We start from the raw sequence: 17,297 nt of genomic DNA, 5'->3' as shown, positions 1-17,297 counted from the left end.
CGGGGGGCGCCCACACAATGTTCAAAAGCAAACCGCCGCGGTTTTAGCCCCGTTCCCCCCTCCCGTAACAAGCAATAACCTCCCCAGCCACCGCTACCGCGATCTCCGCAGGCAGTTTGCCTTTGACGTCGGGCAAGCCCAGCGGGCAGCGCATGGCGGTCACCGCTTGTTCGCTGATGCCACGCTGGCCAAGCTTGTACTCGAAGCGTTTACGCTTGGTCAGTGAACCAATCAGGCCAAAGTAACCGGCATCGCCACGCCGTAAAATACGCTCCGCCAGCGCCAGATCCAACGCGTGATCGTGAGTCATCACGATGAAATAGCTGCCCGGCGGCATGATATCGACGATCTCCAGCGGCTCATCGCAAATCTCTTGTTGCACTCCCGGCGGCATCGCCGCAGGGAACTCCGCCGCACGCCCATCGACCCAACGCACCCGGCACGGCAAGGTGGCGAGAATGTTCACCAGCGCACGGCCCACATGCCCAGCGCCAAACAGCGCGATTTGCGGGCGCGGCGGGATCAAGGGTTCGAACAGCACGCTGGTGGTTCCACCGCAGCACTGGCCCAGCCGCGCCGCCAACGGGAAACGCTCCAGTCGCAGCGTGGCGCCACCCTGTTGCAACATCTCACGCGCAATCGCCAGCGCCTGGAACTCCAGGTGACCGCCGCCGATGGTATTGACCGTCCGTTCGGCGGTCACCAGCATTTTGGTGCCACGGTTACGCGGCGTGGAACCCCGCTCGTCCACCAACGTCACCAGCACGCAAGGCTCGCCACGCCTGCGTACTTCCGCCAGCGCCTCAATCCAGTCGTCCATCGCCGTTCTCCCGCATCAATTCAGTGACAATGTCACTTGACAGCATCTGTTGCACGCCCCACAACACCCGTTCCGGCGTGGCCGGCGCGTCAATATTGGGCTGCAGGCGGTAGTCCGCCAGACTGGCGACCGCGTCCTTGATCGCGCACCAAACCGAGATCCCCAGCATAAACGGCGGCTCGCCCACCGCTTTGGAATGAAACACCGTATCTTCCGGGTTTTTGCGGTTTTCCAGCAGCGTAACGCGCAGATCGGCGGGCACATCGCCAATCGCCGGAATTTTGTAGCTGGCCGGGCCGTTGGTCAGCAGCTTGCCCTGTTCATCCCACACCAGTTCTTCACTGGTCAGCCAGCCCATACCCTGCACAAAGCCGCCCTCAACCTGGCCGATGTCGATAGCCGGGTTCAGCGAGTCGCCCACGTCGTGCAGAATATCGGCGCGCAGCAGTTTGTACTCGCCGGTCAGGGTGTCGATCAACACCTCCGCGCAGGCCGCACCGTAGGCAAAGTAATAGAACGGGTGGCCGCTGGCCTTGTCGCGATCGTAGAAGATTTTCGGCGTGCAGTAATAGCCGGTGCTGGCAAGCGAAACCTGATTGAAATACGCCTGCTCGACCACCTGCTCGAAGCTGAAATAACGCTCACCCACCCTGACCTGGCCGTTGCTGAAGGCAATTTGCCCGGCGCTGACCTGGTGCTGTTTGGAAAGCATGTCGATCAACCGCTGTTTAATGATTAACGCCGCATTCTCCGCCGCCTTGCCGTTCAAATCGGTACCGGATGACGCTGCCGTCGGCGAGGTGTTCGGCACCTTGCCGGTATCGGTGGCGGTGATCTGTATGCGTTCAATATCCACCTGGAACACTTCGGCGACGATCTGCGCCACCTTGGTGTTCAGCCCCTGGCCCATCTCGGTGCCGCCGTGGTTGAGCTGAATGCTGCCGTCGGTGTAAACCAGTACCAGCGCACCGGCCTGGTTGAGAAAGCTGGCGGTAAAAGAGATGCCGAACTTCACCGGCGTCAGCGCCAGCCCTTTTTTCAGGATCGGGTTCTCGGCGTTGAAACGGCGGATAGCCTCGCGCCGTGCCTGATAATCCGCGCTGTGTTCCAGTTCGGCGGTCATTTCCTGCAGCAGGTTCTGCTCCACCGGCTGGTGGTAATGGGTGATGTTGCGTTGCTCCTTGCCGTAATAATTGGTCTTGCGCACCGCCAGCGGATCGAGCGCCAGATAGCGCGCAATATGATCCATGATCTGCTCAATCGCCATCATGCCCTGCGGCCCGCCAAAGCCGCGATAGGCGGTATTGGACGCGATATGGGTTTTGCAGCGGTGGCCGGTAATCAACACATCTTGCAGAAAATAGGCGTTGTCGGCGTGGAACATGGCGCGATCGACAATAGATCCGGAGAGATCGAGCGAATAGCCGCAGTTGCCGGCCAGGTCGATCTTGATTCCGTTCAGTAACCCGCTGTCGTCAAAGCCAACGTCATAGTGGATATAAAACGGGTGGCGCTTGCCGGTGATCAGCATGTCGTCATGGCGATTGAGGCGCATTTTGACCGGCCGCCCGGTCAGGTGCGCCACCACCGCACAAAGGCACGCCGGGCCGGCGGCCTGAGTTTCCTTACCGCCGAAGCCGCCGCCCATGCGGCGCATGTCGAGGGTCACCTTGTGCATCGGCAGATTGAGCACCGAGGCCACCAGTTTCTGGATTTCGGTCGGGTTCTGGGTGGAGGAATACACCAGCATGCCTCCGTCCTCGGCGGGCATCACTGACGCGATCTGGGTCTCCAGATAAAAATGCTCCTGGCCGCCGACGTGCAACTCGCCCTGAATGCGGTGCAAAGCCCGCGCCAGTGCGCCGTCGGCATCGCCGCGCCGATGATGGTGCGCCTCCTGTACCACAAAGCCTTCGCGCAGCGATTGCGTCACGTCCAGCCGCGCCGGCAGATCCTGATACTCCACCTTCACCGCCTGCGCCGCTCGCCAGGCGATCTCCGGGTCTTCTGCCGCCACCACCGCGATCACCTGCCCAACGTACTCCACCGTCTCCTTCGCCAGCAGCGGATCGCCGTAGGTCAGCGGCGCAATATCCAGTTCCCCCGGCACGTCCTGCCAGGTGATCACCCGCACCACGCCGGGGAAGGCGTAACAGGCCGACAAATCCAGCTTGATGATGCGCGCATGCGCCCGCTCGCTCAGCTTCGCCGCCAGATGCAACTGGTTTGGGAATTCCAGCCGATCGTCAATGTATTGCGCCTCGCCGCTGACGTGTTTGTCGGCGCTTTCATGTTTGCGGCTACGGCCCACCCCGGTGGTCAATGGCTGGCGGAAACGTTCGGCCAGTTGTTCCTGCGTCGCGTCAATGCGTTTGTGATTACTCATAAGCCGTCACCTCGATCGCCAACTGCGGCGCGGTCAGCGCAATGAAATAGCGGCGCAGCAGGTTTTGCGCCACCAGCAGGCGATAATCGCTGCTGGCGCGGAAATCGCTGAGCGGCGTAAAGTCCTGCGCCAATGCCTGCACCGCACGTTCAACGGTGACGCGCCGCCAGGGCTGCCCCACCAGTTGCTGCTCGCATAGCAAGGCGCGTTTTGGCGTCGCCGCCATGCCGCCAAATGCCAACCGGGCACTGCGAATAATGCCGTGTTCTATCCCCAGGTTAAAGGCGCCGCACACCGCCGAAATATCGTCCTCCAGCCGTTTGGAGACTTTCCAGGCGCGGAAATCCGCCGGAGCGGTGGCCGGGAGCACGATACTTTCGATAAACTCCCCCGTTTGCAGCGCGGTGTGGCGATATCCCAGGAAGAAATCGTTCAATGGCAACTCACGCCGCGCATCGCCGCAGCGCAGGTTCAGCATTGCATCCAGCGCCAGCAGCATGGGTGCACCGTCGCCAATCGGCGAGGCATTGGCGATATTGCCCCCCAAGGTGCCCTGGTTGCGGATCTGCTGCGAAGCAAAACGCGCCAGCAGCTCGCCGAAGGCCGGGTGATATTTTTCCAGCAGCGGATACAGGTCGCTCAGCGCCGCACCGGCACCGATCGTCAGCCGTTCGTCCTGCCAACTGACTTGCTTCAACGCCTCAATCTGCCCAATGGCGATCATCAACGGCACATCCTGGTGACGCTGGGTAACTTCCAGTGCCAGATCGGTGCCGCCAGCCAACAATCTTGCCTGCGGGTGTTGTCGGTACAGCACCGCCAGCTCGTCGATCGTTTGCGGCATCAGGCAGCGTTTGCCCGCCGCTTCCAGCGGCGTCGCTGCGCGGATGGCTTGCAGGCGCTGCAAAGTTTGCTGTTGCTCGCGATCGAAACTGTCCTCGCTCTTGACGCCGCAGGCCTGCTGCGCCGCCGCCAGAATCGGCCGGTAGCCGGTGCAGCGGCACAAATTGCCCGCCAGCGCCTGCTGCGCCTGTTCACGCTGATACTCCCCACCGTTCTTTTGCAGGCAGAACATCGACATCACAAATCCCGGCGTACAAAAACCGCACTGCGAACCGTGACAATCGACCATCGCCTGCTGCACGCTGTGCAATTGGCCATTGTGTTTCAAATCCTCCACCGTGATCAGCTGTTTGCCGTGCAGCGAGCTGACAAACGTCAGGCAGGCATTGACGCTACGGTAGCGCAACTGCCCGCCTTCCCGCTCGGCCAATACGACGGTGCAGGCGCCACAGTCACCGGAGGCACAACCTTCTTTGGTGCCGCAGCGGCCCAGGTTGCGGCGCAGATAGTTCAGTACCGTGGTGTTGGGATCGAGCGCGCTTTCACTTTTTAGCGTTTGATTAAGCAGGAACTGGATCATGCTGCCTCCTGGTGCGCGGCCGCGCGATAAACCACTTTACCGTCAACGTAGGTGCGATAAACGTTGCGATCGTCCCCCAGCGTCATCAGCAAGAACAACTGGTCCGCCAGTTCGCGGCTGTTTTCATGACGCAGCTTCTGCAGCGGCGACACCGCGGGATCCAACACCACAAAATCCGCCTCTTTACCGACGCCGAAGTTACCGATTTTATCGTCCAGCGCCAACGCGCGCGCACCGCCCAAGGTAGCGTGATAGAAGGCTTCGCAAGCGGAGAGTTTATAGCGCTGCAACTGGCCGATCTTGTAAGCCTCGCCCAGCGTTTGCAGCATATTGAAGGTAGTGCCTGCGCCAACATCGGTGCCGATGCCCAGTTTCACCTGCTTCTGCCAGGCTTTTTGCAGGTTGAACAGCCCGCTGCCGAGAAACAGGTTGGAGGTCGGGCAGAAAGCGATCGCCGAACCGGTCTGGCACAGGCAATCCCACTCTTGCTCTTCCAGGTGCAGGCAGTGAGCGAATACGCTTTTCTCGCCGGTCAGGCCGTACTGGTGATACACATCCAGATAGCTGAGGCTCTCCGGGAACAGCGCTTTCACCCAGGCCACTTCATCCAGGTTCTCGCTCAGGTGGGTGTGCAGCCAGGCATCCGGAAACTCTTCGCGCAGCCGCTGTACCTGTGCCAATAGCGCTGGGGTGCTGGTGGGGGCGAAACGCGGCGTTATCGCATAGCCCAGGCGTTGTTTGCCGTGCCAGCGCTCGATCAGTTCACGCGTTTGCCGGTAGCTCTGCTCCGGGGTTTCCAGCAGTTCATCCGGTGCGTGGCGGTCCATCATCACTTTGCCGGCGATAAGACGCATGTTCAGCGCCGCCGCCTGGCTGAACAACGCGTCAACCGACTGCGGATGTACCGTACCGAACACCAGCGCCGTGGTGGTGCCGTTGCTTAGCAGTTGTTGCAGGAAGAACGCCGACATCTTGCCGGAATGCCGTTCGCAGCAGAACTGGCTTTCAGTCGGGAAAGTGTAGTGCTTCAACCACGCCAACAGTTGATCGCCATAGGCGCCTATCATTTCGGTTTGCGGATAGTGAATATGGGTGTCGATAAACCCCGGCACGATCAGCTTGTCGCGGTAATGCATCACCTCAAAACCCGGCGGCAACAGCGGTTCGCCCTGCTGCCAACTGCCGAGCCAGACAATCGCCCCTTCGTTGAGCAGCATTAATCCATCGGGAATATGCCGCAATTGCTCATTCAACTGTTGCGGGTTCTCCACGCAGGCAGCGATATCGAAAAAATTGCCACGAATAGCCGTGGTGAATTGCATGTTCATGTTGCCGTTCCTTTTCTACCGACCCACGTACCGCACCCCGTTGAGTAAACTCAACCCGGTGCAATATGTCGGTCTTTTTTATCGTTTTCAGATGTTGATTTAAGGATAGCAAGCAGCGTGCCAGTTGGTTTTTTATTGTTAATAACCTTTAAAAAACAATTATATAAAATAATTTATTAACTTAATCCGAGAAAATAAAAATAACTAGAAAGCAAGCAAACGGTTGCCTGTAAAATAGCAACCGTTTGCTTGTCGGGATTAATTAAACCGATGCACCAACATCGAGCAAGAATATAAATCGAGAAAATTAAGTGGCTATTTCAATAGCACTTCATAACGTGGGTTAAACTCGTCGAACAGCGGCAGCGCCGCCGCCCCCAATGCTGCGGTATCCGCGCCGGTGGTGCCCAACCGCACGCGCAGACCATCGAGGTATTTGCTGCGCACCGAGCGGTGCAAGGGCGCCAAGCGTTTGATCAACTGTTCAACAATGTTTTCCGGCATCAGCCCGCCAATAATCACCGCTTCGGCATCGAACATGCACTCGACGATGTTGATCGCCTGGCGCAGCGCAGGCACCGCAGAATCCAGCCAGAGGTCGATCTGCGCCTGCGGCAGTGCCAGCAGATCCTGCGGCATGGCACGCATCGGATCCAGCCCGCAGCTCTCATAGGCTGCCTGCAGCGAGACGTAGCGCTCAAGGCAACCCTGATTCCCGCAATAACAAGCCCGCCCACCCGGTTGCACAATCATGTGGCCTATTTCACCAGCATTGTGCGCATGACCGGTATAAATGCGCCCATCAGTAAAGATCCCCGCCCCGAGGCCGGTGCCGAGATACAGATAAATAAACGAATTGAGTTGCCTGGCCACACCGTGCAGACGCTCGCCGATGGCGGCGACGGTGGCGTCATTCTCCAGCGTCACCGGCAGGCCGCTTTGCGCGTTAAGTTCAGTCACTACATCGATATTTTCCCAGCCGTTGAGGGTGGTCGGCCCAACGGATGAGATCCCTTCCACACCAAACGGCCCCGGCATCACCACGCCGATGCCCAGCATTTTTCCCCAAGCCATATCCGGCTGTTGGCGCATTTCTTGCACTACATCACAAATCAGTTTCAAGGTCGCGGCAGGTTGCGGTTTTTGCACCATAATCAGCCGATGGAAACGAACGCTTCCAGACAGATCAACGACAATGATCAGAAGCGACTGGTGGTCCAGATGGATGCCGATGGAATACGCACTGTCTGGATTGAGGGTCAACGGCGTTGCCGGTTGGCCTCTCCCTCCGGCACGGCGTGGCAGGTGCGAGGAGAGAATGCCGGCCTGTTCCAGCTCTGTCGCGATGTTTGAAACGGTTTGCGGCGTCAGTGAGGTCAGCCGGGCGATTTCGGCACGGGTCAATTCGCCGTGCAGACGGATTGCCTCTATCACTACACGCCGGTTGTGTGCACGAGCATGTTCAAGGTTAGTGCCGGATGTCGTCATAACTGCCTATGCAGAAAGGGAAATCGGTGTTTGCAGTATGGTGCCCTCCATTAAAGCAATCAAATTGATTTAAGAATCTTTTTAACACCGGAGAACGCACCATGAAAAGCCCTATCCGCGCCGCTAAGGCCGCCTGTACTCTGTCTGCCCTGGCGTTTTGCATCTCAAGCGCCTTTGCCGCCCCTACGCAAATCAACGCGCTGTTTATGACCCAGGCGGCTTATAGCGAAAACGATATCCGCGCCATGACCGCCGATTTCACCCAACAGCACCCAGATATCACCGTTAACCTCGAGTTCGTCCCTTACGAAGCGCTGCACGATAAAATCGTCGCGGCACGCGGCGCAGGCAGCAATGGCTACGACGTAGTGCTGTTCGACGCCATCTGGCCGGCCGAATTCGTTAAGTTCGGCCTGCTGCAGGATGTCACCTCGCGCATCAGCGCCGACGACAGCGGCAAGATTTTCGACGGCGCCATGACCACCGTCACTTATAAAGACAAGCGCTGGGGAATGCCGTGGATCCTCGATACCAAATACCTGTATTACAACAAAGCCATGCTGGCCAAGGCCGGCATCAGCGCCCCGCCGAAAACCTGGCAGGAACTGGCGCAGCAGGCAGAAATCCTGAAACAGAAAAACGTGGTCAAATATCCGCTGGTGTGGAGCTGGTCACAGGCCGAGGCGCTGGTTTGCGATTACACCACGCTGGTGTCCGCCTTCAAGGGGCAGTTCTTCCAGCAGGGGAAAATCAACTTCTCCACCCCAGGCTCATTACAGGCCGCCAGCTATATGAAAGACACGCTGGACAAGGGGCTGACCAACCCGAACTCACGCGAATACCTGGAAGAGGACGTGCGCAAAGCCTTCTCTAACGGCGACGCCGCCTTCGCGCTCAACTGGACCTATATGTACAACATGGCCAACGATCCGAAGCAGAGCAAAGTGGCCGGCGATGTCGGCATCGTGCCGGCACCGGGATCGGTTGAGGGCCAGGTTTCCGCCGTCAACGGCTCGATGGGCCTCGGCATCGCCAAGGCCAGCGCCCACCCGGATCAGGCCTGGCAGTACATCAGCTACATGACCTCCCAGCCGGTACAGGATAAGTACGCCAAATTGAGCCTGCCGATCTGGAAATCTTCCTACGACGATCCGGCGGTGCAGAAAGACCAGCAACCCTTGATCGCCGCCGCCAAACAGTCGTTGAACGTGATGCTGTCGCGCCCTGAAACCGCCGATTACTCACGGCTTTCCAACGGATTGCAGCAAGATTTGCAGCAGATCCTGCAAGGCAAGGTGACGCCGCAAGCGGGCCTGGATGCGGCCACCAAAAGCGCGGCACGGCTGCGTTAAGGGATGACGATGCTCACTTTGCCCCAACGTGAGCGGCGTCAGGCATGGGTGCTGCTGGCACCCATGCTCCTGATGATGCTGCTGTTAACCGCCTGGCCGCTGGGCCGCACCCTGTGGTTGAGCTTTACCGACGCGGCGCTTATCGGTGACGGTGTAACGCCTGACTGGGTCGGCGTCGATAACTTTCTGTATGCCCTGACCGACCCGGATTTCCAGGCCGCGCTGTGGCGCACGCTCTATTTCACCGTGGTTTCGGTGGCGTTCGAAGGGGTGATTGGCGTGTTGGTGGCGCTGCTGCTCAACCAGCAATTCCACGGACGCAACCTGCTGCGGGTGCTGGTGATTTTGCCCTGGGCGCTGCCCACCATCGTCAACGCGACAATGTGGCGGCTGAACTTCAACCCGGATTACGGCAGCATCAATGCGCTGCTGACACAGCTTGGGGTCATTGACCATTACCGCAGTTGGCTGGGCGATCCCGCCTCGGCGTTGAACGCGGTGATGCTGGCGGATATCTGGAAAAACTACCCGCTGATCACCCTATTGACGCTGGCGGCACTGCAATCTATCCCGGAGGATCTGTACGAGGCGGCCCGACTGGACGGCGCTTCCGCCTGGCGGCGATTCCGTGCCATCACCCTGCCCGCCATTCTGGCCCCGCTGGCGGTGGCGCTGGTGTTACGCACCATCGACGCCTTCAAGGTGTTCGACATCATTTACGTGATGACCCGCGGCGGGCCGATGGACAGCACCAAGACCCTCAGCTTCTTCGTTTATCAGGAATCGTTCAGCTATCTGCGTGCCGGCAGCGGCGCCGCCTACGCCGTGCTGATGACCCTGCTGTGCGGTTTGTTGATTACACTTTACATGCTGATGCTGTTCCGCCAGCGCCGAAGGAGCCTCGCCGATGAAGCGTAAAATCCGCCTGATACTGCGCTATGGCGCCGCGCTGCTATTGGCGCTGTCGATCCTCGCGCCGATGCTGTGGCTGTTTTTGATGAGCGTCAGTTCCTCCGCCGATCTGACCCGCGTGCCGCTGGAATGGCTGCCGCGCCGCTGGGACTTTTCACGCTACGGCAGCTTGCTGTCGTTGCAGGCCGGCCAGCCTGGGGCACTGTTCCTGCACGCGCTGTTCAATAGCCTGCTGGTGGCCTGCGGCGCCACGCTGATTTCGCTGCTGCTGGCGATCCCGGCGGCGTTCAGCTTTTCACGCTATCCGGGCCGCGACGGCTGGCTGTTCGCCAGTCTGGCGATTTATATGGTGCCGCCGGTCGCCTTCGTGCTGCCGCTGTACTTTATTCTGCAACAGCTGGCGCTGCTGAATACCCATATCGGTCTGGTGCTGGTCTACTGCTCGCTGATCCTGCCGTTTCTCACCTGGATGCTGAAGAATCAGTTCGACGCCCTGCCTATCGATATCGAACAGGCGGCGCGGCTGGATGGGCTGCGTCAGTGGCAGGTGCTGCTGCGCATCACCTTGCCGCTGGCGAAACCGGCGCTCGGGGCCTCGGCGCTGTTCGGCTGGTTGCTGGCCTGGGACGAATTTTTCTACGCGCTGCTGTTTACCAGCAACATTCAGGCCCAGACGCTGCCGGTGACTATCGCCGGTTTCACCGCGGGGCGCGCCACCGATGACGGATTGATCGCCGCAGTCGGCATTTTGGCCGCCATACCGCCACTCTTTATTGCCATTTGGCTGCAAAAAACGCTGGTCAGCGGGTTAACCAGCGGCGGCAGCAAGGGCTGACTTAAAAGGGAAAAAATTCACATGATGAATACCAATACCAGACCCACCCTGTACGTGGTCGGTAATATCAATGTCGACGTGATCATGAGCACCCTGCACCAGTGGCCGCAGAAAGGCACCGAGGCGATGCTGGATCACAGCGAACTGCGCCCCGGCGGCTCGGCCGGCAACTGTGCACTGGCTTTGGCGGCGCTGGAGACGCCTTATCGGCTGGTGGCCAATCAGGGCAACGACTATTTCAGCCCCTGGCTGGCGCAGCTGTTCCCGGAAAGCTCGCTGTACTGGCCGACCTACAGCTGTGAAACCTCGCTGACCTTCGGCGTGACGCACCCCGACAACGAACGCACCTTTTTCAGCAATCAAGGACACATCACCCGCCTGAGCCAGGATGACGTGCTGCACCAGATCCCGCTGTTCGCCGGCAACGGCGACACCGTACTGTTATGCGGCACCTTCCTGTGCACCACTTTGCTGGCGGATTACCCGGCGCTGCTGCAAACGCTGCGCCAGCGCGGCTACCGCATTGCGGTGGACACCGGCTGGCCGCCTCAGGGCTGGAGCGACTCGCTGCGCGGGCAGATCGCCGACTGGTTGCCGTTCTGCGACATTCTGCTGCTGAATGAAGTGGAAACCTGCGGCATGGCAGGCCATGAAGATCTGTACACCGCCGCCCGCACCCTGAACCGCCAGCAACCGACCGACGCCGCCTGTGTGGTCAAGTGCGGGCCGGACGGCGCGCGCATGTGGTGCGGCGAACGACTGTTGCAGGCTGCGGCGCACCCGATCAAGGTGGTCGATACCATCGGCGCCGGCGACAGTTTCAACGCCGGATTCCTGACCGCCTGCCTGCACGGCCATTCGGCCACGGTGGCGCTGCGCTGGGGCATTCGCGCCGCCAGCCACGCCATCAGCAGTTCACCGCGTCAATACCTGGACTGGAACACCCTGAAAACCTGCGCCGGAGAGATGATCTGATGGCAAGCGTAGAACTGGTGAAAGTCGCCAAATATTATGGCAAACAGCGGGTGCTCAATCCGCTGGATCTGATTATTCCTGACGGCAGCTTTACCGTGCTGGTCGGCCCCTCCGGCTGCGGTAAATCCACGTTGTTGCGGTTGCTGGCCGGGCTGGATACGCTATCCGATGGCGCTATCCTGCTGGATAAACAGAAAATTAACGATCTGGACCCCGCCGATCGCGATATCGCCATGGTGTTTCAGAGCTATGCGCTCTATCCGCACCTGACGGTGGCGGAAAACATGGCGTTTCACATGCAGGTCATGAAAGTCAGCAAAAGCGAACAGCAGAGCAAAGTGCAGGAGGCGGCACGCATTCTGGCGATCGATCACCTGTTGCAGCGCTATCCAAAAGAGCTGTCCGGCGGTCAGCGCCAGCGGGTGGCGATGGGTCGTGCCATGGTGCGCAATCCGAAGGTCTTTCTGTTCGATGAGCCGTTGTCCAACCTCGACGCCCAGTTGCGTATGGAGCTGCGCGCCGAGATAAAATCGCTGCATAAGCAGTTCAAAACCACCACGGTGTACGTCACCCACGACCAGATTGAGGCCATGACGCTGGCCGATCAAATCGTGGTGATGAAAGACGGCAATATCGTGCAACAGGGCCGGCCGCTGGAGATCTACGACGCGCCCGCCAATACCTTTGTGGCGCGCTTTATCGGTTCGCCGCCAATGAACCTGCTGGAGGGTATCGTCACGCCGCGCGGCGATCGCCCCGGCGTAACCTGCGGTGAACTGTGGCTGCCGCTGCCCGATAAATGGCGGCAGGCAATTGCGGGCAGTAACGTGATCCTCGGGCTGCGCCCGCATGATTTTCTGCTGGTGGAGGTCAGCGAACAGCCGCCCGCCCAGCTTCGGCTGATGGAGATCACCGGTGACGTCAGTCTGCTGCACCTGACCTGGGGCGGCTACCGACTGCATGTGCAGTTCAGCGGCCGTATCAATGCAGAAAGCGGCCAGCCGCTGTGGCTGGCGCCCAACATCGACGCGATCCACCTGTTCGACGCCGCCAGCGGCCAGCGGCTAAGCGAAAGTTGAGTGTTGATTAGCCTGACTTCGGCCCGAAAAAGCCGGGCTGACACTGGCTGTTTCCCTCTGCGAGCGCAGATCGCTGCGCTCGCTAATCATCACCTGCTTAACCTCTTTTTAACCTGTGTCCGATGCGCTATGCTCGAAAACTCGTCCGCATTACATTTTTTGAAACGGGGTTTCTTGTCATGCCTGCATTCTGTCTGTGCGCCACCCGGCGCGCTTTGCCATGAGCTGGTTTTCACGCGCCAGCGCGCTGCCGTTGTTGGTGGCCGGCGCCTTCTTTATGGAAAACCTCGACGGTACGGTGATTGTCACCGCCATGCCGCAGATGGCGGCCGCTTTCGGCGTGCGGGCGGTGGACATGAACATCGGTATTTCCGCCTATATCCTGACGCTGACGGTGTTTATTCCTGCCAGCGGCTGGATCGCCAACCGCTTTGGCGCGCGCAATATCTTTGCCGCCGCAGTGATGATTTTTACCCTGGCCTCGGTGCTGTGTGCCGCCAGCGTTAACCTGCCCACCTTCACCGCTGCCCGTATTCTGCAAGGCTTTGGCGGCGCGCTGATGGTGCCGGTCGGCCGGTTGGTGGTGCTGCGCAATACCGCCAAACCGGACCTGATAAAAGCTATCGCCACCATTACCTGGCCGGGGCTGGTGGCGCCAATCCTTGGCCCGCCGGTCGGCGGTTTTATTACCACCTACGCGTCATGGCACTGGATTTTTCTTCTCAACGTGCCGCTGGGCGTCGCCGCTCTGTGGCTGGCCTGGCGGTTGATCCCACAAGAAACGCCGCAGAAAGGCGTGCCGTTTGACGCCATTGGCTTCATGCTGACCGGCATCGCCTGCTTCGGCCTGATGTTCGGCCTGGACCTGATCAATCACCCGCAGCTCTCCTGGCTGGTGCCGGTACTGTGCATCCTCGGCAGCCTGGCGCTGGGCGCGCTGGCGGTGCGCCACGCCAAACGCACCGCGTACCCGTTGATCAATCTGTGGGCAATGCGGATAAAAAGTTACGCCGTCACTATTTGGGGTGGCGCCTTATTCCGCATCGCCATTGGCGCCGTGCCCTTTTTACTGCCGCTGCTGTTCCAGATCGGCTTTGGTCTCAACGCCTTCGACGCCGGGCTGCTGGTACTGGCGGTGTTTGCCGGTAATCTGGCGATGAAGCCTTTTACCTCTGCCGTACTCTATCGTTTCCGTTTTCGCACCACGCTGGTAGTCAATGGACTGCTGAACGCCGCCACCATTTTTGCCTGCGCGTTGTTGACGCCGCAGACCCCGACCTGGCTGATCGTGGCGTTGCTGTTCGTCAGCGGGTTGACGCGTTCCATGCAGTTCACCGCGCTGAATACGCTGGCGTTCTCCGAAGTGCCGCAGCCGCAGATGGGCGGCGCCAATACCCTGTTCACCGTATCGCAGCAACTGGGCAGCGGCCTGGGCATCGCCATCGGTGCGCTGGCGCTGCGGTTGGCGGAAATGCTGATACCGCAGTCGGCCGGTCGCTTGCCGCTGGTCGATTTCCAGTTGGCGTTTGGGGTTATCGGCGTTATCGCCCTGTTGGCGGTGGCAGACAGTCTGACGTTGAATCCCGATGCCGGCAGCGAAGTCCGCCGGAAAAAATCCCCTTCGTCGGCACCGGCTGGCGCTGATGAATCCGTGGCAACCAAGGCAAGGAGTTAAACGATGCAATACCGTCAGCTTGGCCATTCCGGCCTGAAAGTTTCGGCGCTGAGTCTCGGCACCATGACCTTTGGCGGCGCAGGCAAATTCGCCAAAACCGGCGATACCGGCGTTGACGAAGCCCGCAGCCAGATAGACCGCTGTATCGACGCCGGCATTAACCTGTTCGATACCGCCGACGTCTATTCCGCCGGCAAGGCGGAAGAGATCCTGGGCCAGGCGCTGGGCAAAAAACGCCAGCAGGTGCTGATCGCCAGCAAGGCGCGCTTCCCGATGGGCGCCGGCCCGAACGACGCGGGGCTGTCTCGCCATCATTTGATCCGCGCTTGCGAAGCCAGCCTGCGGCGGCTAAACACAGATTATCTCGACTTGTACCAACTGCATGAATGGGACGGCCTGACGCCGGTTGAAGAGACCCTGCACGCGCTGGAGCATCTGGTCAGCAGCGGCAAGGTGCGTTACGTCGGCGTGTCCAATTTTTCCGGCTGGCACCTGATGAAACACCTGGGCGCCGCCGAACGTTTGGGCCTGGTGCGCCCGGTCAGCCAGCAGATTCATTACACGCTGCAGGCCCGCGAGGCAGAGTATGAACTGCTGCCGATCGCAGAGGATCAGGGCGTCGGCGTCCTGGTGTGGAGTCCGCTGGCCGGCGGTCTGCTTTCCGGTAAATACCGCCGCAATCAGCCTGCGCCGGAAGGCACCCGTCACCTGGCCAACTGGGGCGAACCACCGGTGCGCGACGAGGAACGGCTGTACGATATCGTCGACGTGCTGGTGGATATCGCCCAATCGCACGGCGTGTCTGCGGCTCAAGTCGCCCTGGCCTGGCTGCTGGCGCGGCCTACCATCACCTCGGTGGTGATCGGTGCTCGCAACGACACCCAACTGCAGGACAACCTGCAAGCGGCCAATCTGCACCTGAATGAGGAGGACCTTCAGCGGCTGGAGGAAGTGAGCCGCCCGCCACTGATTTATCCTTATTGGCACCAGGCCGCCACTGCGCCAGACCGTCTGTCGGAGGCCGACCTGTTGCTGTTGGCACCGCACCTGCCGCAAAAATAAGTCGCATCTGCCGTTAATCAACGTAATATCGATGATCCGCCCCGTTTTGACGGGCGCGGATTTTTTGCCGTTTTGGCCTGAAAAGCGAGGTAATAATAATGATTCACAGTGACCTTTCTCAGTGCCGCCTTAACACCGACCGGTTGTTGATTGCTCCATTTACCGCAGCAGACGCCGACGAGGTTTACCAGGCGATTACCCCTACGTTGACGCGCTTTATGAATTTTGAACCTGAGGAGTCGCCGGAGGCCTTCGCCAACGTTTGGCAAGCCTGGTTACCGCTGATCCGTGAAGGCGAGGAAGTGATTTTTGTTGCCCGTCTGCGCGACGGTAAAGGGTTTGTCGGCATGGGCGGCGCACACGATCTGCACAGTCAAACGCCGGAACTGGGCATTTGGGTGAAAGAGACTCAGCACGGCAACGGCTATGGCCGCGAAATTGTCCACGCCATGGCGGTCTGGGCCAGTGAACGCTACCGGCCGCAACACTTTATCTACCCGGTGGCAGAGCAAAACACCCCCAGCCGACGCATCGCTGAATCCCTCGGCGGCGTGGTAGCCGGCCGGCGCGAAAACACCAAATACGACTGCGTGGTCTACCGCGTCCCGCCACAGCTTTAAGCGTTTTACCGGGCCGCCCCCTTGATCATCGTTTAGCGGCCCGGCCCTTATCCCTTCGTTGCCAACTGACCGAAAACTGCCCGTTTGCCCGCATCGATGACTGTTTTTTACCGCACATGCAGATAACCGCTGCCACTTGATGTGGGATTATGCTAATCCTAATAGCATGTAGGGTATAAACACTTGAGGAACAGTCACATGATCATTTTTGTCACGGGCGCCACATCAGGTTTTGGCGAGGCTATCACACGACGTTTTATCCGCGAAGGCCACCAGGTGATTGCCACCGGACGTCGCGTTGAACGTCTGGAAGAGTTGAAAGACGAACTGGGTGACGCGCTGCATATCGTCCGCCTGGACGTGCGCAATCGCGCCGCTATTCAGCAGGTGATCGACGAGTTGCCTGCAACGCTGCGCCAAATCGATGTGCTGGTGAATAACGCCGGCCTGGCGTTGGGCCTGGAACCTGCGCACAGAGCCGACGCCGACGACTGGGATACCATGATCGATACCAACACCAAAGGCCTGGTGAACATGACCCGCGCCCTGCTGCCGGCGATGGTCGAACGCAACATTGGCCATGTGATCAACATCGGCTCAGTCGCCGCCAACTGGCCGTATGCCGGTGGCAACGTTTACGGCGCGACCAAGGCTTTCGTCAAACAGTTCAGCCTGGGTCTGCGGGCCGATCTGCACGGCACGCGCATCCGCGTCACCGACATTGAGCCTGGGCTGGTGGGGGGAACCGAGTTCTCCAACGTGCGCTTCAAAGGCGATGATGGCAAAGTTGACAAGATCTACGACGGCGCCAATGCGCTAACGCCGGAAGATATCGCCGAATCGGTGTTCTGGGTGGCGACCCTGCCGGCCCACGTCAATATCAATACGCTGGAAATCATGCCGGTCAGCCAGTCCTTCGCCGGGTTGAACATCCACCGCGAGTCCTGATTTTTCCCGTGCCGCCGAGTTATCCGGCGGCACGCCAGCCTGAAACGATAATCAACATCCCCGCCAACGCCACCCCGGCGCCCAGCCAATCCAACGCCGACAGCTTAACCCCGTCCACCACCCGCAACCACAGCAGCGCCGTTGCCACATAGACACCGCCATAAGCCGCATAGACTCGCCCGCTGGCGGCCGGGTGCAGCGTCAACAGCCAGACAAACAGCATCAAACTGGCCGCTGCCGGCAGCAACAACCAAACGCCGGCGTTTTTTTTCAGCCACAGGTAGGGCAAGAAGCAGCCTATAATTTCGGCTAACGCGGTGGCGAAAAATAGCAGGGTAGTCTTTAACATGGGTACTGATTTTCTCTCTATAAAGTAAACGAAGCGGTGCTTGAC

Annotated in this window: 15 protein-coding genes; 9 read left to right on the top strand and 6 right to left on the bottom strand. The window is 59.7% G+C overall.

Annotated elements, in window-relative coordinates:
* Positions 1–43: 43 nt before the first annotated feature.
* The 5 genes from xdhC to JEM67_RS13175 form a co-directional block, all read right to left on the bottom strand.
* The gene (gene xdhC, locus JEM67_RS13195) at positions 44–820 is read right to left on the bottom strand and encodes a xanthine dehydrogenase accessory protein XdhC (protein WP_199639289.1); all 777 of its coding nucleotides are present in this window, start codon (positions 818–820) and stop codon (positions 44–46) included.
* A complete protein-coding gene (gene xdhB / locus JEM67_RS13190; protein ID WP_199639287.1) occupies positions 804–3,206 on the bottom strand; it encodes a xanthine dehydrogenase molybdopterin binding subunit in 2,403 nt (800 codons plus the stop codon). The genes xdhC and xdhB overlap by 17 nt, the downstream gene beginning before the upstream one ends.
* Complete coding sequence (xdhA, locus tag JEM67_RS13185; protein WP_199639285.1) at positions 3,199–4,629, bottom strand: xanthine dehydrogenase small subunit; 1,431 nt, start codon at positions 4,627–4,629, stop codon at positions 3,199–3,201. The genes xdhB and xdhA overlap by 8 nt, the downstream gene beginning before the upstream one ends.
* The gene (gene guaD, locus JEM67_RS13180; protein WP_199639283.1) at positions 4,626–5,957 is read right to left on the bottom strand and encodes a guanine deaminase; all 1,332 of its coding nucleotides are present in this window, start codon (positions 5,955–5,957) and stop codon (positions 4,626–4,628) included. Before guaD ends, xdhA begins: the two co-directional genes overlap by 4 nt.
* Positions 5,958–6,272: 315 nt before the next feature.
* Positions 6,273–7,445, bottom strand: a complete 1,173-nt coding sequence (locus JEM67_RS13175; protein WP_199639281.1) for an ROK family transcriptional regulator — start codon at positions 7,443–7,445, stop codon at positions 6,273–6,275.
* Between the two features lie 101 nt (positions 7,446–7,546).
* On the opposite strand from JEM67_RS13175, the gene JEM67_RS13170 reads away from it, so the two are divergent.
* The 9 genes from JEM67_RS13170 (at position 7,547) to ydfG (ending at position 16,903) form a co-directional block, all read left to right on the top strand.
* Complete coding sequence (locus JEM67_RS13170; protein WP_063198513.1) at positions 7,547–8,797, top strand: extracellular solute-binding protein; 1,251 nt, start codon at positions 7,547–7,549, stop codon at positions 8,795–8,797.
* A 9-nt stretch (positions 8,798–8,806) separates the two neighbouring features.
* Positions 8,807–9,715, top strand: a complete 909-nt coding sequence (locus JEM67_RS13165) for a carbohydrate ABC transporter permease (RefSeq protein WP_199639279.1) — start codon at positions 8,807–8,809, stop codon at positions 9,713–9,715.
* Positions 9,705–10,544 carry a carbohydrate ABC transporter permease gene (locus JEM67_RS13160; protein ID WP_199639277.1) on the top strand — a complete coding sequence of 280 codons (840 nt, stop codon included), beginning with the start codon at positions 9,705–9,707 and terminating at the stop codon, positions 10,542–10,544. Before JEM67_RS13165 ends, JEM67_RS13160 begins: the two co-directional genes overlap by 11 nt.
* Before the next feature lie 21 nt (positions 10,545–10,565).
* The gene (locus JEM67_RS13155; protein WP_199639275.1) at positions 10,566–11,519 is read left to right on the top strand and encodes a carbohydrate kinase family protein; all 954 of its coding nucleotides are present in this window, start codon (positions 10,566–10,568) and stop codon (positions 11,517–11,519) included.
* Complete coding sequence (locus JEM67_RS13150) at positions 11,519–12,598, top strand: ABC transporter ATP-binding protein (RefSeq protein WP_199639273.1); 1,080 nt, start codon at positions 11,519–11,521, stop codon at positions 12,596–12,598. Before JEM67_RS13155 ends, JEM67_RS13150 begins: the two co-directional genes overlap by 1 nt.
* Positions 12,599–12,818: 220 nt before the next feature.
* Positions 12,819–14,273 (top strand): MFS transporter, encoded by a 1,455-nt coding sequence (locus tag JEM67_RS13145; protein WP_199639271.1) that lies wholly within the window; start codon positions 12,819–12,821, stop codon positions 14,271–14,273.
* A 3-nt stretch (positions 14,274–14,276) separates the two neighbouring features.
* Positions 14,277–15,335 carry an aldo/keto reductase gene (locus tag JEM67_RS13140; protein ID WP_199639269.1) on the top strand — a complete coding sequence of 353 codons (1,059 nt, stop codon included), beginning with the start codon at positions 14,277–14,279 and terminating at the stop codon, positions 15,333–15,335.
* Between the two features lie 98 nt (positions 15,336–15,433).
* On the top strand, positions 15,434–15,955 hold the full coding sequence (locus JEM67_RS13135; RefSeq protein ID WP_199639267.1) for a GNAT family N-acetyltransferase: 522 nt from the start codon (positions 15,434–15,436) through the stop codon (positions 15,953–15,955).
* Positions 15,956–16,153: 198 nt separating this feature from the next.
* Positions 16,154–16,903, top strand: coding sequence for a bifunctional NADP-dependent 3-hydroxy acid dehydrogenase/3-hydroxypropionate dehydrogenase YdfG (gene ydfG, locus JEM67_RS13130; RefSeq protein ID WP_006325026.1), 750 nt, complete (start codon positions 16,154–16,156; stop codon positions 16,901–16,903).
* A gap of 19 nt (positions 16,904–16,922) precedes the next feature.
* Here the strand turns inward: ydfG and JEM67_RS13125 are convergent, their stop codons facing one another.
* Positions 16,923–17,252 (bottom strand): YnfA family protein, encoded by a 330-nt coding sequence (locus JEM67_RS13125; RefSeq protein WP_004944027.1) that lies wholly within the window; start codon positions 17,250–17,252, stop codon positions 16,923–16,925.
* Positions 17,253–17,297: the final 45 nt, after the last annotated feature.

This window comes from Serratia sp. PAMC26656, from assembly GCF_016469055.2.
Lineage (GTDB): Bacteria > Pseudomonadota > Gammaproteobacteria > Enterobacterales > Enterobacteriaceae > Serratia > Serratia plymuthica.
Note: the sequence above shows the minus strand (reverse complement) of the source record. Positions and strands in the feature narration are given on the sequence as shown.